Source organism: Alcaligenes sp. WGS1538 (assembly GCF_043187505.1).
Classification (GTDB): domain Bacteria; phylum Pseudomonadota; class Gammaproteobacteria; order Burkholderiales; family Burkholderiaceae_B; genus Alcaligenes.
On record NZ_CP171109.1, the window covers coordinates 3363140 to 3386413 of the forward strand.

The window sequence follows — 23274 nt, forward strand, 5'->3', positions numbered from 1 at the left end:
GCATGTCCCTCCCCTGGCAACTCGTTCAGCAAGGCGACCGCTGCCTGCTGATTCAATTCGGCGGCGGGATTTCCCTGGAAACCGGTCTGCGTTGCACGCAGGCCGCCCGGCTGCTGCGAGCCCGCGCGCCGGATTGCGTCCGCGATCTGGTGCCCAGCTTCACCGCCGTGGCCGTCCATTTCCAGCCCGATGGCAGCACCGATCGGCCCGAACGGCTGCACGCCTATGTCCATGAAGCGCTCCAGGGCCTGGACGCGGCCGGGGAACAGGCCGCCGCCGGCGCCCTGGTCGACATTCCGGTCTGCTACGGGGGGGACTTCGGCCCCGACCTGGCCGACATGGCCGCAAAGCTGAGCCTGAGCCAGGCGCAATTGATCGAGCTGCACTGCAGCACGCCGCAACTGGTCTTCATGGTCGGGTTCGCGCCGGGCGCGCCCTACCTGGGCATCCTGCCCGAAGCCCTGAACCTGCCGCGCCGGGCCACGCCGCGCACGGCTTTGCCCAAGGGCTCCGTGGCCATTGCGAACCGGCAGACCATCATCTACCCCAACGAGTCGCCCGGAGGCTGGCACCTGATCGGCCGCACGCCCCTGGACCTGTTCGACGCGCGGCGCTCGCCCGCCGCCCGCCTGGCGCCCGGCGACCAGGTGCGCTTCATTCCCATCGCCCCCGAGCAATTCGAGCACTGGACCGAGACATGAGCCTGCGCATCGTCAAACCAGGCCTGCTGACCAGCCTGCAGGACAGGGGCCGCTATGGCCAGCAGCACCTGGGCGTCTCGCCCAGCGGCGCCATGGACGAACGCGCCCACCGCCTGGCGCACCTGCTGGCTGGCAATCGGCAGGACCGTGACCTGGCCAGCCTGGAGGTCACGGTGTCGGGCCCCACCCTGGTATTCGACTCCCCCTGCATCTTCGCCTTGGCGGGCGCCGATCTGAACGCGGTCCTGGACGGACAACCCATCGCCCCCTTGCGCCCCATCCTGGCGCGCGCCGGACAGGCCCTGACGCTGCAGGCCGCCCGCCCCGGCCAGGGTGCGCGCGCCTATCTGGCCATTCACGGCGGATTTGACGTGGAGCCGGTACTGGGCAGCCAGAGCACGCACATGCGCGTAGGCCTGGGAGGTCTGGGCGGACGGGCTCTGCGCAAGAACGACATCCTGCCCCTGGCCCGCCCCCTGCCGGCGGATCCACAGGTGCTGGACCGTCTGAAAGCACAACTGGACGAGTTGCGCATCTACCTGCCAGCCGCCCTGGCCCTGCCCGCGCGCGACCGTATGCGCGTCGTTCTGGACGAGCAGGCGGACCTGTTCACGCCCGAATCGCTGGAGCTGTTCCAGACCCAGAGCTACCGCATCAGTCCGGCTTCGGAACGCATGGGCTACCGCCTTGAAGGGCAGGCCCTGCAGCGCGGCAGGACGCAGGAACTGCTTTCCGCGCCCACCTGCTTTGGAACCATCCAGGTTCCCAACGACGGCCAGCCCATCGTGCTGATGGCCGACCGCCAGACCACTGGCGGCTACCCGCGCATCGCCCAGGTCGCCGCCGTGGACCTGGCCCAGCTCGCCCAGCGCCTGCCCGGCCAGAGCCTGGGTTTCGAGGTCGTCACGCTGGACCAGGCCCTGTCCCTCAGCACCCGCCAAGAGCAGGCCTTCCAGCGCCTGAGCGACAGTCTGCAGCCGCTGCGCTTGTCCTTGCGGGACTGCCTGGGGTAATTCCACGCATGGACAAACGGCTGCGCGCCCGGCTGTTCTGACGGAAGCAATCAGTCATTCTGGTTCCTGGTCCTCACCCCTTCAGGAACCCTTTCCATGTCCCGTCACGACGCCTTCTATCGCAGCCTGCTCGACGAGCCTCTGGTGCTGCACGACTTCATCGCCCACTGCCTGCCCGCCGAGCTGGGCGAACGCATCGAGCAGGAATCGCTGCAGGCCTTGAACACCCACTTCGCCCATGCCGATCGACCCACACGCCAGGCCGACATGGCCTGGAGCCTGACTCTGGACGGCGGCCAGAACATGCTGCTCTTGCTGGAGCACCAATCGCGCAGCGACCGCTCCATGGCGCTGCGCATGCGCAGCTACGGCGCCCTGCTGCACGAACAGCATCAGCATCGCCAGCCCAACACACCCTGCCGCCCATCCTGCCCGTGGTGCTGCACACGGGCGATGCGCCCTGGAGCGCGGCTTGCGACATGCAGACGCTCATGACCGATACTCCGCCGTGGCTGCAGCGCTACAACCCCTCGCAAGCTTTCCTGCTGATTGAACAAAAACAACTGCTTCTGAACCAGTCCCTGCCGCCCGAAGCCATCATCACCCAAATCTTCCGCCTGCAGCATCTGCAAAGCATGGACGAGCTGCGGGACTGTCTGCACACTATTGCCAAGCTGACCCATCCCATCGAACACGCTCGGCTGCGCCGACTGCTGAGCAGCTGGGTCCAGCATGTGGTGCTGCCTTTGCACCTGCCCCATCTGGACACCCCCCTGATCCATACTTTCGAGGAGATCGACGCCATGATCAATTACGAGGAACGCAACTGGGAACTGCGCTGGATGAAGCAAGGACATGCGCAAGGAGAGCGTGCAGGCGAACAGCGCATTCTGCATCAGCTGCTGCAACGCCGCTTCGGCCCAATCAATAGCAATATTGAACAGCGCCTTCAACAAGCGGACAGCAAACAACTGCTGGACTGGAGCCTGAACCTGCTTGAAGCGGAAACGCTGGAACAAATATTCCGGCCCTGACGCGGCCGCAAACAAAACGCCCCGGCTTTGCCGGGGCGTTGACAAGGCGAGGCGCCGCGCTTACAGGAACAGCTTGTAGGCCGGATTGTCCGTCTCGTTCCAGTAAGGATAGCCCAGGGCATCCAGGAAAGCCTTGAACTCTTTCTTGTCCGTCGGCGGGACCTGGATGCCGATCAGGATGCGGCCGTAGTCGTCGCCCTGGTTACGATAATGGAACAGGCTGATGTTCCAGTCCTGGTTCATGCTGCTCAGGAACTTGCGCAGCGCGCCGGGGCGTTCGGGAAACTCGAAACGCAGCAGGACTTCGTTGGTGGCCTCGCTGGAGGTGCCGCCCACCATGTAGCGCAGGTGCGTCTTGGCCAGTTCATTGCCGGTCAGGTTCTGGGTGCCGAAGCCTTTCTTCAGGAAACGCTCTTCGAGCTTGGCGATCTCGGCTTCAGAGGAGATCGACATGCCCACGAACACATGCGCCTGCTCGGGATTGGACATGCGGTAGTTGAACTCCGTGACCGAGCGGGTGCCCAGAGCGTCGCACAGGCGGCGGAAGCTGCCCTTGCGCTCCGGAATGGTCAGCGCGAACAGGGCCTCGCGGGCCTCGCCCACGTCGGCGCGTTCGGCCACCATGCGCATGCGGTCGAAGTTCATGTTGGCGCCCGAGGTGACCGCGATCAGGGTCTTGTTCTTGAGCTTGTGCTGGACGGCGTAGCGCTTGGCGCCGGCCAGGGCCAGGGCGCCGGCCGGCTCCAGGACGCTGCGCGAGGCCTGGAAAACATCCTTGATGGCGGCGCAGACCGCATCGGTGTCCACCACCACGAAATCATCCACGTACTGGCGCACCAGGCGGAAGGTCTCGGCGCCCACCTGCTTGACGGCCGTGCCGTCCGAAAACAGGCCCACGTCCGCCAGATTCACCCGCCGGCCGGCCTTGACGCTGCGCACCATGGCGCAGGAATCCTCGGTCTGCACGCCGATGACCTTGATTTCAGGACGCAGGGCCTTGATGTAGGCAGCCACGCCGGCCGCCAGGCCGCCCCCGCCTATGGCCACGAAGACCGCTTCGATGGGACCGGGGTGCTGGCGCAGGATTTCCATGGCCACCGTGCCCTGGCCGGCGATCACGTCCGGATCATCGAAGGGGTGCACGAAGGTCAGGCCTTCGTTCTTTTCCAGTTCCAGAGCATGCTGGTAGGCATCGGAATAGCTGTCGCCAGCCAATACGACTTCGCCGCCCAGATTGCGCACGCCGTCGATCTTGACCTGCGGCGTGGTGGTGGGCATGACGATGACGGCCCGGCAGCCCAGCTTGCGCGCCGACATGGCCACGCCCTGGGCATGGTTGCCCGCCGAGGCGGCCAGCACGCCGCGCTTGAGCTCGGCGGGCGACAGATTGGCCATCTTGTTGTAGGCGCCGCGCAGCTTGAAGCTGAAGACCGGTTGATAGTCCTCGCGCTTGAGCAGCACCGTGTTGCTAATTCGAGCCGATACCTGGGGAGCGGGTTCAAGAGGTGTTTCGACGGCAATGTCGTACACTTTCGAGGTGAGTATTCGCTTTAGGTAATCGTTCGACATGATTCAGGTTTAAATTAACGACCGGTTTGCCACCCTGGCGGTCCTATGGCGCACGCCACGGGCCCCATCACCGGAAAAGAAAAACAGAATACCATAGGCAGGCGCCCCCGCTGGCGTCCACTTTCACTCTACGCACCCGACCCCTTTTTCTCCATGCAAGCCTGGTTGCACGAATCCATCAATTGGCTCCTGGCCGCCCTGTCATTGCCCGAAGTCGGCCTGAGCGCCATCTTCACCGTCAGCCTCGTATCGGCCACGCTGCTGCCGCTGGGCTCCGAGCCCGCCGTCTTCGCCTACGTGAAACTCGCGCCCCACATGTTCTGGCCCGCCGTGCTGGTGGCCACGGCGGGCAACACCCTGGGCGGGATGATCAGCTACGCCATGGGCGCGGGCGCGGAGAAAGCCTACGAAGCCTGGCGCCTCAAGCACCCGCATTCCGACGATCCGGGCCAGGGCCAGGCCCTCAAGAGCAAGACGGCGGGCCGCTGGCATGACTTCAGTTCGCGCTGGCTGACACGCCTGGGTCCGGCCGCCCTGCTGTTTTCCTGGCTGCCCGTGGTGGGCGATCCCTTGTGCGCGGTCGCCGGCTGGCTGCGCCTGCCCCTGTGGCCCTGCACGATCTACATGGCCATCGGCAAGCTGGCCCGCTATATAAGCATGACCGCAGGACTGCTGTGGATCTTCCCCCGCCTGGGCTGGTAAAAAGGGAACCCCCGCCTCGAATGGCATCTTCACAAAGACTTCCCCTGCCATCAAACAACAAATTCACTCCATACAGGCCGGCGCTCCCCGCTTAATCATTACGCGGCTCCCTGGTATGGGGGCAGTCGGGCTGGGATTCGTATACACTTGTCTTTTGCATATCCGCTCGAGCCCGAGCGCCCTTGACGGGCATTGCCAACTATCGCCATGAACGCCCCCATCGCAAGTCAGTACCTGGCCTCCCAGGCAAGCAACACCGACACGCCGCGCCTGCGTGAAATCCCGTACAACTACACGTCTTACTCGGACCGCGAGATCGTCCTGCGGCTGCTGGGCGAGGAAGCGTGGGAAAAGCTGTCCGAACTGCGCTCCGAGCGCCGCACCGGCCGTTCGGCGCGCATGCTGTTCGAGGTGCTGGGCGATATCTGGGTCGTCAAGCGCAATCCCTACCTGCAGGACGACCTGCTGGACAATCCCAAGCGCCAGCACCAGCTGATCGAGGCGCTCAACCACCGCCTGAACGAAATCGACCATCGCCGCGACAGTTCCGCGCCCGAGCGCGACGCCAAGGTCATGCGCCTGCTGCGCGCCGCCCGCGACGCCGTGGCCGCCTTCGAGCAGGAATTCAACGACACCCGCGACCTGCGCCAGCAGGTGGTGCGCAGCCTCTCGCGCCTGACCGCCAAGGACAACATCAAGTTCGACGGCCTGTCGCGCGTCTCGCACGTCACCGACGCCACCGACTGGCGCGTGGAGTACCCCTTCGTGGTGCTCACGCCCGATCACGAAAACGAAATGGCCGCCCTCGTGAAGGCCTGCATCGACCTCAAGCTGACCATCATCCCGCGCGGCGGCGGCACCGGCTACACCGGCGGCGCCATCCCGCTGACCTGGCGTTCGGTGGTCATCAACACGGAAAAACTGGACGCCATCGGCAAGCCCGAGCAAAGCTCGCTGCCCGGCGTCGATCACCCCGTCACCACCATCCTGACCGGCGCGGGCGTGGTCACGCGCCGCGTGGCCGAGGCCGCCGAAGCGGCCGGCGCCGTCTTCGCGGTGGATCCCACCTCGGCCGACGCTTCCTGTGTGGGCGGCAACATCGCCATGAACGCCGGCGGCAAGAAGGCCGTGCTGTGGGGCACAGCCCTGGACAACCTGGCCTGGTGGCGCATGGTGGACCCCAAGGGCGACTGGCTGGAGGTCACTCGCCTGGACCACAACATGGGCAAGATCCACGACGTGGACGTGGCCCGCTTCGAGCTCAAATGGTTCGACGGCAGCCAGGCCCCCGGCGCGCGCCTGCTGCGCACCGAGGTGCTGGCCATCGAAGGCCGGCGCTTTCGCAAGGAAGGCCTGGGCAAGGACGTCACCGACAAGTTCCTGGCCGGTCTGCCCGGCATCCAGAAGGAAGGCTGCGACGGCCTGATCACGCAGGCCCGCTGGGTGCTGCACCGCATGCCGGCGCACACCCGCACCGTCTGCATGGAGTTCTTCGGCCAGGCCAAGGAGGCCGTGCCGTCCATCGTGGAAGTCATCGACTACCTGAACGGCGAAGGCAAGCGCATCGGTGCCATCCTGGCCGGCCTGGAGCACCTGGACGAACGCTATCTGCGCGCCGTGGGCTATGCCACCAAGAGCAAGCGCAGTGGCCTGCCCAAGATGGTCCTGATCGGCGACATCGTCGGCGACGACCCGGATGCCGTGGCCAAGGCCGCCTCTGAAGTCGTGCGCCTGGCCAACGGCCGCTCGGGCGAAGGCTTCGTGGCCGTCAGCGCCGAGGCCCGCAAGAAATTCTGGGCGGACCGCTCCCGCACCGCCGCCATCGCGCGCCACACCAACGCCTTCAAGATCAACGAAGACGTGGTCATCCCGCTGCGCCGCATGGGCGAATACACCGAAGAGATCGAGCGCATCAACATCGAGCTCTCCACCGACAACAAGCTGCGCCTGACGCGCGAGCTGGAAGACTTCCTCAAGGGCGACCTGCCCGTGGGCAAGATCGAGGATCCGGACGACGCCGAGCACACCCGCGAGGAAATCCTGGAGGCCCGCCGTCACGACGCCCTGCAGGTGGTGCAGGACGTGCGCCGCCGCTGGCAATGGCTGCTGGACAATCTGGACACGCCGCTGGCCGGCAGCCAGGACGCGCTGGCCGAGCTGGGCGTGCCGCTGGAGCCCGCCGCCATCGCCGAACGCCTGCAGGCCCAGCCCGAAGCCACCCTCTTCCAGCTTCTGCAGGACCACACCATCCGCACCTCGTGGAAGACGGAGATCCGCGAACGGCTGGAGCACATCTTCCCCGGCGCGGACTGCGCCGCCGTCCTGGCCGAACTGCAGGCCATCCACGACCGCGTGCTCAAGAGCCGCGTCTTCGTGGCCCTGCACATGCACGCGGGCGACGGCAACGTGCACACCAACATCCCGGTCAACTCCGACGACTACGGCATGCTGCAGCAGGCCAACGTCACCGTGGCGCGCATCATGCAGATCGCGCGCAACCTGGACGGCGTCATTTCCGGCGAGCACGGCATCGGCCTGACCAAGTACGAATTCCTGACCCAGGAAGAGCTGGAACCCTTTCAGAACTACAAGCGCGAAGTGGACCCCGGCAACCACTTCAACGCCGGCAAGCTCATGCCCGGCGCCGACCTCAGCCGCGCCTGGACGCCCAGCTTCAACCTGCTGGGCCACGAATCCCTGATCATGCAGCGCAGCGAGATCGGCTCGATCTCGCACGCCATCAAGGATTGCCTGCGCTGCGGCAAGTGCAAGCCCGTGTGCGCCACCCACGTGCCGCGCGCCAACCTGCTGTACTCGCCGCGCAACAAGATCCTGGCCACCTCCCTGCTGATCGAAGCCTTCCTGTACGAAGAACAGACCCGGCGCGGCATCAGCCTCAAGCACTGGGAAGAATTCGAGGATGTGGGCGATCACTGCACGCTGTGCCACAAGTGCTACAACCCCTGTCCGGTGGACATCGACTTCGGCGACGTCTCCATGGAGATGCGTTCGCTGCTGCGGCGCATGGGCAAGAAATCCTTCAACCCCGGCACCGCGGCCGCCATGTTCTTCCTGAACGCCAAGGACCCGCGCGTCATCAAGGCCACCCGCACGGCCATGATAGACGTGGGCTACAAGGCCCAGCGCCTGGCCCACGACGTGCTGGCCGCGCCGGCCCGCAAGCAGGTCGCGGCCCCGCCCGCCACCACCGGCAAGGCGCCCATCCGCGAGCAGGTCGTCCACTTCATCAACCGCAAGATGCCCGGCGGCCTGCCCAAGCAGACCGCCCGCAAGCTGCTGGACATCGAAGACCCGAACTACGTGCCCATCATCCGCAACCCGAACACGACCTCCGTGGATTCGGAGGCGGTGTTCTACTTTCCCGGCTGCGGTTCCGAACGCCTGTTCTCGCAGGTCGGCCTGGCCACGCAGGCCATGCTCTGGCACGTGGGCGTGCAGACGGTGCTGCCTCCCGGCTACCTGTGCTGCGGCTACCCGCAGCGCGGCAACGGCATGAGCGACAAGGCCGAGAAGATCATCACGGACAACCGCGTGCTGTTCCACCGCATGGCCACCACGCTGAACTACCTGGACATCAAGACCGTGGTGGTCAGTTGCGGCACCTGTTACGATCAGCTGGCCGGCTACGAATTCGACAAGATCTTCCCCGGCTGCCGCCTGATCGACATCCACGAATTCCTTCTGGAGAAAGGCCTGAAGCTGGAGGACGTGCAAGGCGTGCGCTACATGTACCACGACCCCTGCCACACTCCCATGAAGCTGCAGGACCCCATGAAGACGGTCAAGTCCCTGGTGGGCGAATCCACCATCAAGGCCGACCGCTGCTGCGGAGAATCGGGCACGCTGGCCGTATCGCGTCCGGACATTTCCACCCAGATTCGCTTTCGCAAGCACGAGGAACTGCTCAAGAACAAGCAGGCCGTGAGCAGCGACGGCTTTCAGGGCGAAGTCAAGGTCCTGACCTCCTGTCCTTCCTGTCTGCAAGGCCTGGCGCGCTACCAGGACGAAACCAAGATGGATGCCGACTACATCGTCGTCGAGATGGCCAAGCACATGCTGGGCGAGAATTGGATGCCCGAGTACGTGCGCCGCGCCAATGAAGGCGGCATCGAGCGCGTGCTGGTCTGATCGTTCCGCTTCGCCAGGAAACGGGCCGGCTCGATGCCGGCCCGTTTTCGTTTGCACGCTCCTGAACATCCGCCCGGAGGTCCTCTATGTCCGATGACGCTTTGCTGCTGGCCGGTCTGCAACAGTTGCTCAAGACCCAGCGCACGGCCGCGCTGGGCACGCTGACCAACCGGGGTTTGCCTTTCGTCTCCATGGTGTCCTTCGCCGCCCGCAGCCTGGACCCGGAGAAAGTCCGCCATCTGCTGGCGGCGGGCATCTGAGGCGGCTGACCTCATATTTGCTGAACCCCCACGGCCGCGCAACAAAACTGAACAGGCAGCGGCCCTGCAAGACATCCCTGTTCCGCACATTAAACGGCTCCTTCACCCGCTCGTTTCCAGCCTGAGTCAGATAATGGCTTTGATGCACTCGCCACTGGCGCTACGTTTCAAACGCCTGGCACGTAGAATCGAGGTCCAACCAGGCTATAAGATGCAGGCTCCCTGCCGTCAACTGCAAAGGCCGCGGCCACCGCCGCCCGCCAGGAATGCGGCGCCGCAACGAACATGAAAGAATCACAGCGAGCAATGATGTCGTACAAAATAAGCAAAACAGACCTGCTGCTGCAGGCCTGCCTTCTGAGTCTGGCCGCCCTGTCCGCCGCTCAGGCCGCCTCGGTCCAGGACTGGAAAACCATGGAATACAGGCGCCAGCCCGGCCTGAAGATGATACGGGCCGCCGAAGCCTATGCCCTGGGCTACACCGGAAAGGGCGTCACGGTCGGCTATCTGGATACAGGCATCGCCGCCAGCCATCCCGAACTGTCCAGCGCCATCGCGGGCGGTTTCGACTTCAATGCAGGCACACCCTATGCACCCGGCTCGGGTATCGACCAGGATCCTGATGCCGCGAAGGATGGCGGCCACGGCAGCCATGTGGCCGGCATCATCGCAGCCCGCCGGGACGGCGTGGGCATGCATGGCGTCGCCTTCAACAGCAAGCTCGTCGCGGTGGCTTCGCAGGTGCCTCCCCAAGACGAGGACGACGAGGACGACGATGATGACACGCCCCCCACGCCTGAGGAGCGTGCCGAAGCCATCGCTTTTTCCGACCGTTCTCTTTCCCAGGGCTGGAATTACCTGGCTGGCTTCAAACTCCCCGTCATCAACAGCAGTCTGGGCGTGAACGACTGCAACAATGCATCGGACCCGCCGCCTTGCAATGTTGCTGACTACGGCTCGGCGCAGGCGGCGCTGGAGACCCACCCCCTGACCATCGAGGCATTTCGAAACAGCACAGCAGCCGGCTCGCTAATGGTCGTTTCCACAGGCAATGAAAGCCAGCCCCACCCCGACCTGTTGGCCGGCGCCCCCTATTGGTTCCCAGAGCTCAAAGATAATTGGTTGGCGGTCACGGCCCTGAACGAAGATGGAAACCTGGCTTGGTATGCCAACCGCTGCGGCGTAGCAAGCGAATGGTGCCTGGCGGCGCCTGGCGGGAACAACCCCGGCATCTATTCCGTCGACTCCAAGGGTGGCTACACCTACTTGAACGGCACCTCCATGGCCGCCCCGCATGTCGCCGGCGCCGCCGCCCTGGTCAAGGAGGCCTTTCCCTACTTCACGGCCTATCACCTGCAGCAGACCCTGCTGACCACCGCCACCAGCATGGGTGATCCGGAGATCTACGGCTGGGGCCTGCTGAACGCGGGCAAGGCCGTGCGCGGTCCCGCCCAGTTCACCCGCCTGTTCGACGTGGACACCCTGGGCTTTGATTCCACCTTCTCCAACGACATCAGCGGCAACGGCGGGCTGAGCAAGCGCGGCCAGGGCTCGCTGCAACTGACGGGCCACAACACCTACACCGGACCGACTACCGTCAGCGGCGGGCGCCTGGCCGTCAACGGCACCCTGGCCTCGGCCGTGACCGTCGAGCCCGGCGGCACGCTGGGCGGCTCGGGCGTGGTCAGCCAGGTCGAGAACTACGGCACCCTGGCGCCCGGCAATTCGGTCGGCACCCTGACCGTGAGCGGCGACTACACCGCCCACGAAGGCTCCGTGCACGAGCTGGAAGTCGGCCCGGCCGGCGCCACCGACCGCCTGGTCGTGGGCGGCAAGGCCCACCTTGCCGGCACCCTCAAGCTGGCCGGCGGCCCCTACCGCCAGAATGTGCCTTACTCCTTCCTGCAAGCCGGCCAGGGCGTGACCGGCGAATTCTCCCATATCACCTACAGCATGGCGTTCCTGTCGCCCACGCTGCTGCACGGCCATGATCTGTCCCTGCTGATCCAGCGCAATGACGTGCCGTTCGCCCGCTTTGCCGCCACCGCCAACCAGCGGGCCGTCGCCCATGCCCTGGATCCGGCCTCCGCGCAGCCTCCGGCCGCCATGACGGAGGTCTACAACACCGTGCTGAACGCCGAGGCCGGCCAGGTGGCCGGCTATATGGAGCAATTGCAGGGCCAGGTTCATGCCGGCGCCGTCTCCGCCCTGCTGGGCAACGGCGACCTGCTGCCGCGCACGCTGGTGCGCCAAGCCGGCGCCGCCCGCCGGGCCACCGGCCAGGACACGATGCTGTGGGTCGACGTGATCCAGCAGCGCCGCGACCTGGACGGCGACGGCAACAGCCGCGACGTGCGCCACGATGTCGGCGGCCTGTTCCTGGGCGGCGACACCGCCCTGGGCAGCCAGGGCTGGCGCCTGGGCGCCGCGCTGGGCTACCTGGAGAACCGCATCAAGCTGGACGAGCGCGACCAGTCTGCACGCAGCAACAGCTACAGCGCCGCGCTGTACGGCACCCAGAGCTGGCAGGCCGGCCCCGGCAGCCTGAACCTGATGGCCGGCGGCGCCTACACCCGCCACAGTCTGGACAGCCGCCGCCAGCTCGAACTGGGTTCACCCCAGACCCTGAAAGCCGACTATCGGGCGCGCAGCGTGCAGGCCTTCGCCCAGCTCGGCTACGGCATGCCGGTGGGCGAGCGCTCCCAGATCGAGCCCTACGCCAGCGTGAACTGGCATCAGCTGCGCCAGGGCTCCTTCACCGAGCATGGCGGCCAGGCCGCGCTGCGCGCCGACGCGCAGCGCCAGGACCTGAGCACCATGACGCTGGGCCTGCGCGGCAAGACCACGCTGGAGATCAAGAGCGCCAGCCTGGCCCTGACGGCCGGACTGGGCTGGCGGCACGCCATGGGCGACACCACGCCCGAGCGTCGCCTGGCCTTTGCCGCCCTGCCCGGCAGCGACTTCCGCATCAGCGGCGCGCCGATCGCCAAGAACGCCGCGGTGGCCGAGCTCGGCGCCGAGCTGCTGGCCAGCGAACGCACCTCCTTCGGCTTGAACTATCAGGGCCAGTTCGGCCGCAACCAGGACCACGCCGGGTCTCTGTTCCTGAAAGTGAAGTTCTAACGTCCGCCCCAAGGCAACAATCCCTGCGATGCTCGGGCATGGCAGGGATGCGATTACAAGAAAAAAGCCCGCTTCGCAGCGGGCTTTTCACATCAACAATCCGTTTCCTTGAAACTGCAGACGGTATAGACCGGCAGGCCTGAATCGATGACGGCCTTGGAGCCGCCCAGCTCGGGCAGGTCGATGATGGCGGCCGCCTCGACCACATTGGCGCCCAGGCGCTGCAGCAGGCGCGCCGCCGCCAGCAAGGTGCCGCCCGTGGCGATCAGGTCGTCGATCAGCAGGACGCGCTGGCCGGGACGCACCGAATCGGTATGCATCTCGACGCTGGCGTTGCCGTATTCCAGCGAATATTCTTCGGCCACGGTGTTGAAAGGCAGCTTGCCCTTCTTGCGCACGGGTACAAACCCCAGATTCAACTCGTAGGCCAGCACCGAGCCCACAATGAAGCCGCGCGCATCCACGCCCGCCACCAGATCCAGCTTCTGGCCCATGTAACGGTACACGAACAAATCGATCAGCACCCGGAAGGAGCGCGGATCCTGCAGCACAGGAGTGATGTCACGGAACGTCACGCCCGGTTTGGGCCAGTCCGGCACATTGCGGATCGTTTGACGTATGTATTGGGCTGGATCAGTTTGCATGGCTAAGGCTTCTACAACAAGAAAAATCCTGACGCGAAAAGCGTCCATGGATACGCCGCAAGTGTACACAATTGGGCCGGGGCAACAAGGGCCGGGCCGACTTGTTGCAAGACGTTGTGCTAATACGACGCACTTGACCGCCACGATGCACAAGCCAGTCCGGCGCCGCGTCGGTCCGATCTTGTCGAGCCTTGTCGCAGGCGGGCGAAGGTTCTCGATCAATCCCGCTCTTGAGCGGACACCTCCACCAGGGCCCCGCCTTCCAGTTGGAAGACGCGATCGGCCAGCGGCAAAAGACGCGTGTCATGCGTGGCCATGATCACCGTCCTGCCTTGGCCGGCGTTCAGGATGTCGCGCATCAGAGCCTGGCTGGTGGCGCCGTCCAGGCTGGCGGTGGGCTCGTCCAGGAACCAGATGCGCGCCGGCGACAGCAGGACGCGGGCCAGGCACAGACGACGCTGCTGCCCCAGCGACAATTGCTGTCCGCCTTCCCCCAGCCAGGTATCCAGCCCCTGCGGCAAGGCCCGCACCACGGATTCCAACTGGGCGTCGCGCAAGGCCTGCCACACACGCTGATCGGTGGCGGCGGGATCGGCCAACAGCAGATTGTCGCGCACGGAGCCCAGGAACAAGGGCGAATCCTGCGCCAGCAAGGCGCAATGCCGAAACCAGCCGGACCGCGACCACGCTGCAGCGGGTTCGCCTTCAATGCAATAGCTTTCCGGAAGAGCCGGCAGCAGCCGCATCAGCACGCCCAGCAAGGTGGACTTGCCCGAACCGCTGGCCCCGAACAGGGCCAGATGTTCACCGGGATCCACCCGCAAGTCCACGCCGCTCAGGATCGGCTGATCGCCGTAGGCAAAATCCAGCTTCCTCAGCTCCAGCAAGGCCGGCCGATCAATCGGCAGCTCGCGCCCCTGGTCCGCTCCCTCGTCCAGCGGTTCGTCCATGACCTGAAGCAGGCGACGGCTGGCCGCTTCGACCTCGCCCAGGCGCGCGGCGCCGCGCATCATGGGTGCCATGATCTCGAACAGCCCCAGCAGGGCCAGTACCAGGCCCACCCAGACAGGACCGCTCAAGGCAGCCAGGTCAACCTGCCGCGCCCCGGCCAACAGGCAAGTCAGCAGAGCCAAGCCCATCAGGATCTGTTGCAGCAACTGCCCCGCCACGCCCCAGGCGCTGCTGTGCAAGCGGGCGCGGCCCAGGTCGCTGCTGAGCGCCTCGACCTGCTCCTGCACGGCCTGCTGGGCGGCGAAAATCTGGATGTCCACATAGGCGCGCACCGCATGATGCGTCAAGGTGCGCAGGCGGTTCTCCAATCCATGCACGCGCCGGGCGGCATGCGCCGCGCCGCGGGCGCACAGGTAGGGCACTAGGCACGCCGCCAGCAGGATGCAGGCCAGCACCAGCCAGGCCCACCCTGCCAGCCAGATGCCGAGAATCAGGCTGAAGGCCAGACCCGCCAGCACGGATGTCGTCAGGGGCGCCACCAGCAGCAGAAGCACCAGGTCCAGAACGGCCACATCGGCGGTCAGGCTGGCGGCCAGTTCGCCATCGCGGAACTGCGCCAGCCTGGCCTGGCTGAAACGGGCCAGGCGCCCGAATACCCGGGTACGGATGCTTACTTGAAGATCCAGGGTCAGCGCATGGCCCACGACGCGCTCCAGATAACGCGAGGCGATGCGCCAGAAGGACAGGCCGCGTATCAGGGCGGAGGGCCCGAACAGGTTGAAAACAATGCCCAGCGTCGCCAGGAACGCGCTGCTGAGGAACCAGCCGGCGACCCCCAGCAACCCCACTCCGGCGGCCACGGTGCTCGAGGCCAACAGAATGGTCAGCAGGAGCGCGCCGCGTCGGGCGCGCAGGCTGCCGGCCAACAGACGGAACCAGGCCTTCATGCCGACAGCACCCCTTGAGCAATGCGCAAGCGCGCCGAGCAACGGGAAGCCAGATGTTCATCATGGGTGGCCAGTACCAGACAGCGGCCGCGACAGAAGTCCAGGATGTTGTCCATGACCCGGTCCCGCGTCGCCGCATCCAGCCGGGAAGTCGGCTCGTCCAGCAGCACCAGATGCGGATCGGTCAGGAACAGGCGGGCCAGGGCCAGACGCTGGATCTGCCCGCCGGACAAGCCGAAGCCGCCTTCCCCCAATGCGCTGCCCAGGCCCTGCGGCAGCGCACGCACGAAATCATCCGCGCAGGCCAGCTCGAGCGCGCGCCAGAGCTGTGCATCGCTGGCGTGCGGATCGGCCAGGCGCAGGCAGGCGCGGATCGACTCCATGGACAGGAACGCCTGCTGGGACACCAGCACCACGCCGTCGTGGCGCGTCAACAGGCGGCCGGTCGTATCGTTGCCGCGCAGCATCACCCGCCCGTCTTCCAGCGGCCGCAGGCCGACCAGGGTCTCCAGCAGGCTGGTCTTGCCCGTGCCGCTGGCGCCGAGCAAAGCATAGGACTGGTCGATGTAGAGCTGCAGGCCCGGAACTTGCAGCAGTGTTCCAGCGCCGCCCAATTGCGGCAGTCGCAGATGACTGAGCACCAGCATGGGCAATGCGGAAAAAACCGAGCCCGTCTCGGCCGGCGACCCGGCCGGGATCAGGTCCCGCCCCAGGCCGGCCCAGACCCGGTCCAGTTCCGCCGCCGCGGCCCGGGCGGCCGCCCGGTCGTGATAATTGGCCGCCAACTGGCGCAAGGGCTGATAGGCCTCGGGCGCCAGCAGCAGGCAGAACAAGCCTTGCTGAAGGCTAAGCCCGGAAAAGGAGTCGCCCAGGTAGCCCAGGTAGCCTAGGCCTATGTAGACCGCAATGCCCGCCACGCCCAGCGCGGCGAAGAACTCCAGCACGGCGGAGGACAGAAAGGCGATGCGCAGCACCTTCATGGTGCGCGTGCGCAACTCCTGGCTGGCCATCTCGACACTATCGATTTCGTCTCGGCTCTGCCCCAGCAGGCTCAAGGTGAAGATGCCGCGCAGGCGGTCGGCGAAGAAGCCGGACAGGCGCAGGGTGGCCTGCTGCTGGTCGCGGCTGGCGGCTTCAGCGCCCCAACCCACCAGCGCCATGAACAAGGGAATCAAGGGCGTGCTGAACAGCAGGATCAGGGTCACGACGCCGTCCACGGGCAGCACGGCCAGCATCAGGGCCAGGGGCACCAGCGCGGCTGTCGCCATGGACGGCAGGTAGCGGGTCAGGAATCCATCCAGCGCCTCCACCTGGCTGACCAGGCTGGAGGACAGCTCCCCGCTGCTGCTGGCGCGCAGGCGCGGCACGGTGCTGTGGAACAGGCGGGCGAACAGCTCGGTGCGCAGCTCCTGCTTGATCTGCTCCGACACCTGCTGGGCGCGGCGCTCGCCGCTGGCCAGCAGGGCGGCGCGCGCCAGCAGCAGGACCAGCACCAGGCCGATGGCCGCCCATTGGCCGGCCCAGGCCAAGCCGTCCACGACCAGGGCCTGCACCACGCCGGCCAGCAGCCAGGCCTGGGGAATCAGCAAGGCGCCCGCCAGCACCGGGGCGGCCATGGACCAGCGCAGGGCTGCGCGGGCGCGGGCGGAGAACTCCCCCAGCCACTGCTGCGCCGATGGCGCCTGCACCTCCAATCAGGCCTCGGTGTCCGCGCGGGACGCGCGCTGCACATCGTCCAGCCCCGTCGTGGTCTGGCGCAGTTCGAACCACATCGCGTTGAGGATGGCGAAGGCGCAGGCCAGGCCCAGGCCCAGAATCCAGGAAAAATACCACATAGTCTCAGGCCTCCTTAGTAGGAATGGGGGGCGTCGTTCATGCCGGCCACCGTCACCTTGCCGCGCATCACGCGATACACCCAGGAGGTGTAGAGCACGATGATGGGCAGGAACACCAGGGTGATGAGCAGCATCAGCCAGAGCGTCAGGTGGCTGGCCGAGGCATCGAACAGCGTCAGGCTGGATCCCGGCGTCAGCGACGAAGGCAGCAGGAAGGGGAAGACGGCGAAGCCGAAGGTCAGGATGATGCCCGCCAGTGCCAGGGAGGAGAACAGCACCGCCAGCAGCCCGCGCCCGCGCCCGGCAAGAAAGGCGCCCAGCAGCAGTCCCGCGAAGCCGGCGGCCGGCGCCAGCCAGAGCAGCGGCCATTGGCGGTAATTGGCCAGCCAGCCGCCCTGCACCACGTCCACCGCCTTGCCGATGGGGTTGGACATGGCATGGCCGACTTCGGGCCAGCTCATGGCGTAGCCGTTCAGGTGGGTGATCCACCAGCCGCCCGCGGCAAAAGCCAGGATGGACAGCAGGCCCAGAGGAATGGCCCAGGCTCGGGCGCGGCGCGCCACCTGGTCCGAGGCCTTCCAGGCCAGCACCACCACGCCCTGGAAAGCCAGCATCAGCACGCTGAGCAGGCCGCACAGGATGGCGAAGGGCTGGAACAGGCCGAAGAAACTGCCTTCGTACATGGGGCGCAGCGTGGTGGAATCGAAACCGAAGGGCACGCCCAGCATCACATTGCCGATGGCCACGCCGAACACCAGCGCGGACACCAGCCCGGCCACGGTCCAGATGGCGTCCCAGTTTCGGCGCCAGCGGCGCGAGGCCAGCTTGCTGCGGTACTTGATGGCCACCGGCCGCACGATCAGCGCCACCAGCAGCAGCATCATGGCCAGGTAGAAACCGGAGAAGGCCATGGCATACAGCAGGGGCCAGGCCGCGAAGGCCACGCCCCCGGCCACGATCAGCCAGACCTGGTTGCCCTCCCACACGGGGCCGATGACGTTGTAGAGCATGCGCCGCTCGTCGTCCGTGCGGGCCACCAGCGGCAAGGCCATCGCCACGCCCAGGTCGGCCCCGTCCATGATGGCGAAGGCGGCCAGCAGCACGCCCAGCAGCAGCCACCAGATCACGCGCAGCGTGTCGTAATCGAGAAGAATCAGTTTTTCCATGGTGTTTCCCCCTTAACCGCGCAGCAAGGGCGCATTGCGCGAGCCATAGGACAGGGCCGACGGCGCGAGCGGCGCGCCATGCTCGTCGGGTCCCTTGCGGATCGCATGCAGCATGACTTTCACGCCGATGACCGCCAATGTGCCGTACAGCAGCAGGAAGATGCTCATGCTGATCATCAGGTCCGTGAAGGACAGCCCCGAGGCGGCGTAATATGTGGGCAGCACGCCCTCGATGGCCCAGGGCTGGCGGCCGAACTCGGCCACGAACCAGCCGCATTCGATGGCGATCCAGGGCAGCGGGATGCTCCAGACGGCCAGCTTGAGCAGGCGCGGATGACGCTGCAGCCGGTCGCGCGAGGCCAGGAAGAAGGCCACGGCGAAGAACAGGATGAAATACAGCCCCAGCCCCACCATGACGCGGAACGTCCAGAACAGCGGCGCCACCTGCGGCACCGTGTCCCAGGCCGCCTTGGCGATGTCCTCGGGGCTCGCCTGGGTGATGTCCTGCATGTAGCGCTTGAGCAGCAAGGCGTAGCCCAGGTCGCGCCAGTTGGCGTCGAACAGGCGGCGCGCCTCTATGTCGGAGGCGTCGGCGCGCACGGCCTGCAAGGCCTGGTAGGCGCGCAGCCCGTTGGCGATGCGGACCTTGGCGTGCTCGACCAGTTCATTGATGCCCAGCATGGGCGTGGTCAGCGAACGGGTGCCGATCAGGCCCATGACCCAGGGGATCTCGATGGCGAAGCTGTTCTCGCGCGCCTCCTGGTTCGGGATGGCGATCAGGTTGAAATTGGCCGGCGCCTCCTCGGTCTCCCACATGGCTTCCATGGCCGCGATCTTCATCTGCTGGTGCTCGGTCGTCAGGTAGCCGCTCTCGTCGCCCAGCACCACGACCGACAGGGCCGAGGCCAGGCCGAAGCTGGCGGCCACGGTCATGGAGCGCTTGGCCAGGTCGATGTGACGCCCGCGCAGCAGGTACCAGGCGCTGATGCCCATGATGAACATGGCGCCCAGCACGTAGCCGGCGCTGACCGTGTGCACGAACTTGGCCTGCGCGACCGGGTTGAAGATCACCTCGGCGAAGTCCGTCATCTCCATGCGCATGGTCTGCGGATTGAAGACGGCGCCCACCGGATTCTGCATCCAGCCGTTGGCCACCAGGATCCACAGGGCGGACAGATTGGTGCCCAGCGCCACCAGCCAGGTGACGACCAGGTGGCCCAGTTTGGAGAGGCGGTCCCAGCCGAAGAAGAACAAGCCGACGAAGGTGGCTTCCAGGAAGAAGGCCATCAGCCCCTCGATGGCCAGGGGCGCGCCGAAGATGTCGCCCACGTAGTGGCTGTAATAGGCCCAGTTCATGCCGAACTGGAACTCCATCACGATGCCGGTGGCCACGCCCAGCGCGAAGTTGATGCCGAAGAGCACGCCCCAGAACTTGGTCATGCGGCGCCAGATCTCTCGGCCCGTCATGACGTAGACGCTTTCCATGATGGCCAGCAGGAAGGACAGGCCCAGCGTCAGCGGCACGAACAAGAAGTGAAACATCGCGGTGGATGCGAACTGCAGCCGCGACAAGGTAACGACATCCAGATCAATCATGACGACCCCCAGTTTGATCAGCCTTGCGAATTTTTCCGGCAAAACCCAGGACTTTCTGAACCTTGCTGCCCAGGCGCATCAGGTTCTGCAAAGTCTCGGGCGGCAAATGATGCACTTCGTCAAACCAGCCACACGCCAACTCGATCAATTCCAGCATCTCGGTGATGCGCTGCTGGCCGTACGCCTCTTCCTCGTTCACGGGCGCTTCCATAAGGATACTTCGCAACAGCGTCAGCGTGGGGTCGATCTCGCGCTTGCGCTTCTCCTCCACAAGAGTGCGGAAGATCTCCCACACGTCCTTGGGGGATTCGAAATACTCGCGGCGCTCGCCGATCTTGTGAGTCATGCTGACGAGCCGCCAGGATTGCAGCTCGCGCAGGCTCATGCTGACGTTCGAGCGCGAGATGCCCAGCGTTTCGGCGATTTCATCGGCGTGCAGGGGTTCGGGGGAAATGAAGAGCAGGGCGTAGATCTGGCCGACGGTACGGTTGACCCCCCAGCGTCCGCCCATTTCCCCGAAGTGCAGAACGAATCGTTCCGCCTGTGGTCCTAGGTTCATGGTATTTTGAATTTTCAGTAATTACTGAAATAACGAAACAGACCGTATCTTAACCCTAAAGTATTTATGCGGCTACTGGATTCACGCCAGGAGCCTTAAAATAAGACCCTGCAAACCGACATGCCAAGCATGCGCTTCGCGTTTACAATTTCTCAATGAATAAACCGGACCTTCCCGACCCCGACCAGATACTGGCTTCGGCGCGTCGCACCTTCGCCACCGAAATCGAGGGCCTGCAGTCGCTCAGCGCCCGGCTGGACGAACATTTCGTCAAGGCCACGCAGATGCTCATGCACTGCCAGGGCCGCGTGGTGGTCACCGGCATCGGCAAATCCGGCCACATCGCCCGCAAGATCGCCGCCACCCTGGCCTCCACCGGCACGCCGGCCTTCTTCATGCACGCGGCCGAGGCCCTGCATGGCGATCTGGGCATGATCACCAGCCAGGACGTGGTGGTCGCCATCTCCTACTCCGGCCAGGCGCAGGAACTGATGACCGTGCTGACGGTGCTGCGCCGCATGGGCGCCCAGCTGATCGCCATCACCGGCAACGCCCAGTCCGAACTGGCCCTGAACGCCGACCTGCACCTGGACGCCCACGTGGAGCACGAGGCCTGCCCGCTGAACCTGGCGCCCACCGCCAGCACCACGGCCGCGCTGGCGCTGGGCGACGCGCTGGCGGTGGCCTGCCTGGAGGCCAAGGGCTTCAGCCGCGAGGACTTCGCCCGCTCGCATCCCGGCGGGGCCCTGGGACGCCAGCTGCTGACGTTCGTGCGCGACATCATGCGCCGCGGCGAGCAGCTGCCCGTCGTGACGCCCGACACGCCGGTCCCCGACGCGCTGGCCGAAATGTCCGCCAAAGGCATGGGCATGACCATCGTGGCCGACCCGCCGGGTCATCCGGTGGGCCTGTTCACCGACGGCGACCTGCGCCGCCTGATCGCCCGCAGAGGCGACATCCGCGGCCTGCCCGTCTCGGAAGGCATGACGCGCCAGCCACGCAACATTTCCGCGGACGCCCTGGCCATCGAGGCGGCCCGCCAGATGGACAAACTGCGCATCAACCAGATGCTGGTACTGGACGCAAACGGGCTACTATTAGGGGCTCTGCACATGCACGACCTGTTGGCCGCAAAGGTAATCTGACCATGTTGAACAATCCAACCGCCCCGCTGCACCCCGCCGAAGCGCAAATCCTCGCCAAGCTGCCCGAGACCACCCGTGAACGTCTGCGCGCCCTGCGCATGATGGTCTTTGACGTGGACGGCGTCCTGACCGACGGCCGCCTGTGGTACAGCGAACAAGGAGAAGTCTTCAAGGGCTTCCACGCCCTGGACGGTCACGGCCTGCGCATGCTGGGCGAGAGCGGCATCTCGGTGGCCATCATCACCGGCCGCGAAAGCGGCATCGTGGCGCGCCGCGCCGCCGAGCTGGGCATACGCTTCGTGCACCAGGGGGTGGGCGACAAGGTCGCCATCCTGTCGCAGATCGCCCAGGAGAACGGCCTGGCCCTGAACGAGCTCGGCTACATGGGCGATGACCTCATCGACCTGGCCGCCATGCAGCGCGTGGGCTTTTCCGCCAGCGTGCCCAATGCGCCCTTCTACGTCTCCCAGATGGCCAGCTGGGTCTCCACCCTGCCCGCCGGCCAGGGCGCCGTGCGCGAATGCTGCGACGCCATCCTGGCCGCCCAGGGCCGCCTGGCGACCTTCATCACCGGCGGCCTGCTGAAAACCACCGGAGTCATCCAGTAACCATGCGCGATCGCCTGCCCACCGTCATTTCCCTGCTGCTTCTGGCCCTGCTGGTGCTGGCCACCTGGTGGGCGGTCGACTACACCCAGCGCTCAGTGGCCATCGACCCGCCGCGCCGCGTCACCCACGAACCCGATTCCTGGGCGCGCAACTTCACCATGGTCAGCACCGACGCCACCGGCATGGCCACCAATCGCCTGGACGGCGAACTAGCCTATCACTTTCCCGACGACGATTCCTACGAAATCGAAAAACCGCGCGCCGTCAGCAATCGCGCCCAGTCGCCCATGACCGTCGCCACCTCGGACACCGCCCACATGAGCGCCGGCGGCGACACGATCACCATGAAGGGCAACGCCCACATCCACCGCCAGGCCACGGCCGAGGACGAGGCCCTGGACGTGCGCAGCAGCGTGCTCATCATCCTGCCCGACGAAGACGTGGTCTACACCAACGAACCGGCCCTGGTGGTCAATGGCCAGTCCACCATGCGCGGCACGGGCATGCGCTACGACAATCGCGTTCGCCAACTGAACGTCATGTCGGAATCCGACGTTAAAATCTCGGGCCAGCAGACACAGAAAGCGCGATCCTCCAACAGCTCTAAGGATTCCCCACCATGACCACGCGTCACAGCGCCAGCTCCAGCCTCCGGCCCGAGCTCCTCACCCGCCTCCTGCGCAGCGCCCTGGGCCTGGCCATGGCTTCGGCCGCCCTCGTCCTGCTGCCGAACGCGCCCGCGCAGGCCCAGGCGGGCGCGGAAGCGGCCCAGGAGCCAGACACCTCCGTATTGTCCGACACCCTGACCTACGACGACGTCACCAAGCAGACCATCTACAAGGGCAATATCGTGCTCACGCGCGGCGCCCTGACTCTCATGGCCGACCAGCTCGCCATCGAACAGGACGCCGAAGGCTACCAGCACGGCACCGCCACGGTCACCGAGCGCCCGCGCGTCACCATACGCCAGGAAGAGCCGGCCAAGTTCGAGCTGCTGACCGCCGAGGGCGTCAAGGCCGTCTACAACGGCAAGACCGAGGAAATCGAACTCATCGGCAAGGCCATCGTCAACCGCTACGTCTGCGGCAAATTGCAGGACACCATCCAGGGCCAGCGCATCATCTACCGCCAGAAAAGCGGCACCTACCAGGCCTTCGGCGGCGCCGAATCGGCCACGCGCGACGGCCGGGTACGCTCGGTGGCGCGTTCGCGCGCCAGCGCCGACGCCGCCCTGGCCGAATGCCAGCGCAAGTCCTCTCCCCGCAAATAGCC

Annotated in this window: 20 protein-coding genes; 12 read left to right on the forward strand and 8 right to left on the reverse strand. The window is 65.9% G+C overall.

Annotated features, from left to right (window positions below; translation table 11 throughout):
* The first annotated feature begins 2 nt into the window (after window positions 1-2).
* The 4 genes from pxpB (at window position 3) to ACF3ND_RS15640 (ending at window position 2748) form a co-directional block, all read left to right on the forward strand.
* On the forward strand, window positions 3-701 hold the full coding sequence (gene pxpB, locus ACF3ND_RS15625) for a 5-oxoprolinase subunit PxpB (protein WP_394062057.1): 699 nt from the start codon (window positions 3-5) through the stop codon (window positions 699-701).
* A complete protein-coding gene (locus ACF3ND_RS15630) occupies window positions 698-1714 on the forward strand; it encodes a biotin-dependent carboxyltransferase family protein (protein ID WP_394062059.1) in 1017 nt (338 codons plus the stop codon). Before pxpB ends, ACF3ND_RS15630 begins: the two co-directional genes overlap by 4 nt.
* A 96-nt stretch (window positions 1715-1810) precedes the next feature.
* Window positions 1811-2209: an Rpn family recombination-promoting nuclease/putative transposase gene (locus ACF3ND_RS15635; RefSeq protein WP_394062061.1), complete on the forward strand. Its 399-nt coding sequence runs from the start codon at window positions 1811-1813 to the stop codon at window positions 2207-2209.
* A complete protein-coding gene (locus tag ACF3ND_RS15640; RefSeq protein ID WP_394062063.1) occupies window positions 2206-2748 on the forward strand; it encodes a DUF4351 domain-containing protein in 543 nt (180 codons plus the stop codon). The genes ACF3ND_RS15635 and ACF3ND_RS15640 overlap by 4 nt, the downstream gene beginning before the upstream one ends.
* 60 nt (window positions 2749-2808) lie before the next feature.
* Here the strand turns inward: ACF3ND_RS15640 and ilvA are convergent, their stop codons facing one another.
* Complete coding sequence (gene ilvA / locus ACF3ND_RS15645) at window positions 2809-4317, reverse strand: threonine ammonia-lyase, biosynthetic (RefSeq protein ID WP_394062065.1); 1509 nt, start codon at window positions 4315-4317, stop codon at window positions 2809-2811.
* 153 nt (window positions 4318-4470) lie between these two features.
* Here ilvA and ACF3ND_RS15650 point away from each other — a divergent pair, with 153 nt between their 5' ends.
* The 4 genes from ACF3ND_RS15650 (at window position 4471) to ACF3ND_RS15665 (ending at window position 12551) form a co-directional block, all read left to right on the forward strand.
* Window positions 4471-5019 (forward strand): YqaA family protein, encoded by a 549-nt coding sequence (locus tag ACF3ND_RS15650; RefSeq protein WP_394062067.1) that lies wholly within the window; start codon window positions 4471-4473, stop codon window positions 5017-5019.
* A 207-nt stretch (window positions 5020-5226) separates the two neighbouring features.
* Window positions 5227-9168: a DUF3683 domain-containing protein gene (locus ACF3ND_RS15655; protein WP_394062069.1), complete on the forward strand. Its 3942-nt coding sequence runs from the start codon at window positions 5227-5229 to the stop codon at window positions 9166-9168.
* A gap of 86 nt (window positions 9169-9254) precedes the next feature.
* Entirely contained in the window at window positions 9255-9428 is a 174-nt protein-coding gene (locus ACF3ND_RS15660) for a hypothetical protein (protein ID WP_394062070.1), read from the forward strand.
* A 306-nt stretch (window positions 9429-9734) separates the two neighbouring features.
* Window positions 9735-12551: an autotransporter domain-containing protein gene (locus ACF3ND_RS15665; RefSeq protein ID WP_394062072.1), complete on the forward strand. Its 2817-nt coding sequence runs from the start codon at window positions 9735-9737 to the stop codon at window positions 12549-12551.
* 92 nt (window positions 12552-12643) lie between these two features.
* Here the strand turns inward: ACF3ND_RS15665 and ACF3ND_RS15670 are convergent, their stop codons facing one another.
* The 7 genes from ACF3ND_RS15670 to ACF3ND_RS15700 form a co-directional block, all read right to left on the reverse strand.
* Window positions 12644-13195: an adenine phosphoribosyltransferase gene (locus ACF3ND_RS15670; RefSeq protein ID WP_394062074.1), complete on the reverse strand. Its 552-nt coding sequence runs from the start codon at window positions 13193-13195 to the stop codon at window positions 12644-12646.
* A gap of 218 nt (window positions 13196-13413) precedes the next feature.
* Window positions 13414-15093 carry a thiol reductant ABC exporter subunit CydC gene (gene cydC / locus ACF3ND_RS15675; protein ID WP_394062076.1) on the reverse strand — a complete coding sequence of 560 codons (1680 nt, stop codon included), beginning with the start codon at window positions 15091-15093 and terminating at the stop codon, window positions 13414-13416.
* Complete coding sequence (cydD, locus tag ACF3ND_RS15680; RefSeq protein WP_394062078.1) at window positions 15090-16781, reverse strand: thiol reductant ABC exporter subunit CydD; 1692 nt, start codon at window positions 16779-16781, stop codon at window positions 15090-15092. Before cydD ends, cydC begins: the two co-directional genes overlap by 4 nt.
* A gap of 6 nt (window positions 16782-16787) precedes the next feature.
* Window positions 16788-16928, reverse strand: a complete 141-nt coding sequence (gene cydX, locus ACF3ND_RS15685) for a cytochrome bd-I oxidase subunit CydX (RefSeq protein ID WP_394062080.1) — start codon at window positions 16926-16928, stop codon at window positions 16788-16790.
* Between the two features lie 14 nt (window positions 16929-16942).
* Window positions 16943-18094: a cytochrome d ubiquinol oxidase subunit II gene (gene cydB / locus ACF3ND_RS15690; protein WP_394062082.1), complete on the reverse strand. Its 1152-nt coding sequence runs from the start codon at window positions 18092-18094 to the stop codon at window positions 16943-16945.
* Window positions 18095-18106: 12 nt separating this feature from the next.
* Entirely contained in the window at window positions 18107-19690 is a 1584-nt protein-coding gene (locus ACF3ND_RS15695) for a cytochrome ubiquinol oxidase subunit I (RefSeq protein WP_394062084.1), read from the reverse strand.
* On the reverse strand, window positions 19683-20249 hold the full coding sequence (locus ACF3ND_RS15700; RefSeq protein ID WP_394062086.1) for a GbsR/MarR family transcriptional regulator: 567 nt from the start codon (window positions 20247-20249) through the stop codon (window positions 19683-19685). Before ACF3ND_RS15700 ends, ACF3ND_RS15695 begins: the two co-directional genes overlap by 8 nt.
* A gap of 155 nt (window positions 20250-20404) precedes the next feature.
* Here ACF3ND_RS15700 and ACF3ND_RS15705 point away from each other — a divergent pair, with 155 nt between their 5' ends.
* Genes ACF3ND_RS15705 through lptA form a run of 4 tightly spaced genes read left to right on the forward strand, consistent with a single transcriptional unit; the run spans window position 20405 to window position 23272 of the window.
* Entirely contained in the window at window positions 20405-21394 is a 990-nt protein-coding gene (locus ACF3ND_RS15705) for an SIS domain-containing protein (RefSeq protein WP_394062088.1), read from the forward strand.
* Window positions 21395-21396: 2 nt separating this feature from the next.
* Window positions 21397-22002 (forward strand): KdsC family phosphatase, encoded by a 606-nt coding sequence (locus ACF3ND_RS15710; protein ID WP_394062090.1) that lies wholly within the window; start codon window positions 21397-21399, stop codon window positions 22000-22002.
* 2 nt (window positions 22003-22004) lie between these two features.
* Window positions 22005-22625, forward strand: a complete 621-nt coding sequence (gene lptC, locus ACF3ND_RS15715; protein ID WP_394062092.1) for an LPS export ABC transporter periplasmic protein LptC — start codon at window positions 22005-22007, stop codon at window positions 22623-22625.
* Complete coding sequence (gene lptA / locus ACF3ND_RS15720; protein WP_394062094.1) at window positions 22622-23272, forward strand: lipopolysaccharide transport periplasmic protein LptA; 651 nt, start codon at window positions 22622-22624, stop codon at window positions 23270-23272. The genes lptC and lptA overlap by 4 nt, the downstream gene beginning before the upstream one ends.
* The last annotated feature ends 2 nt before the right edge of the window (window positions 23273-23274 follow it).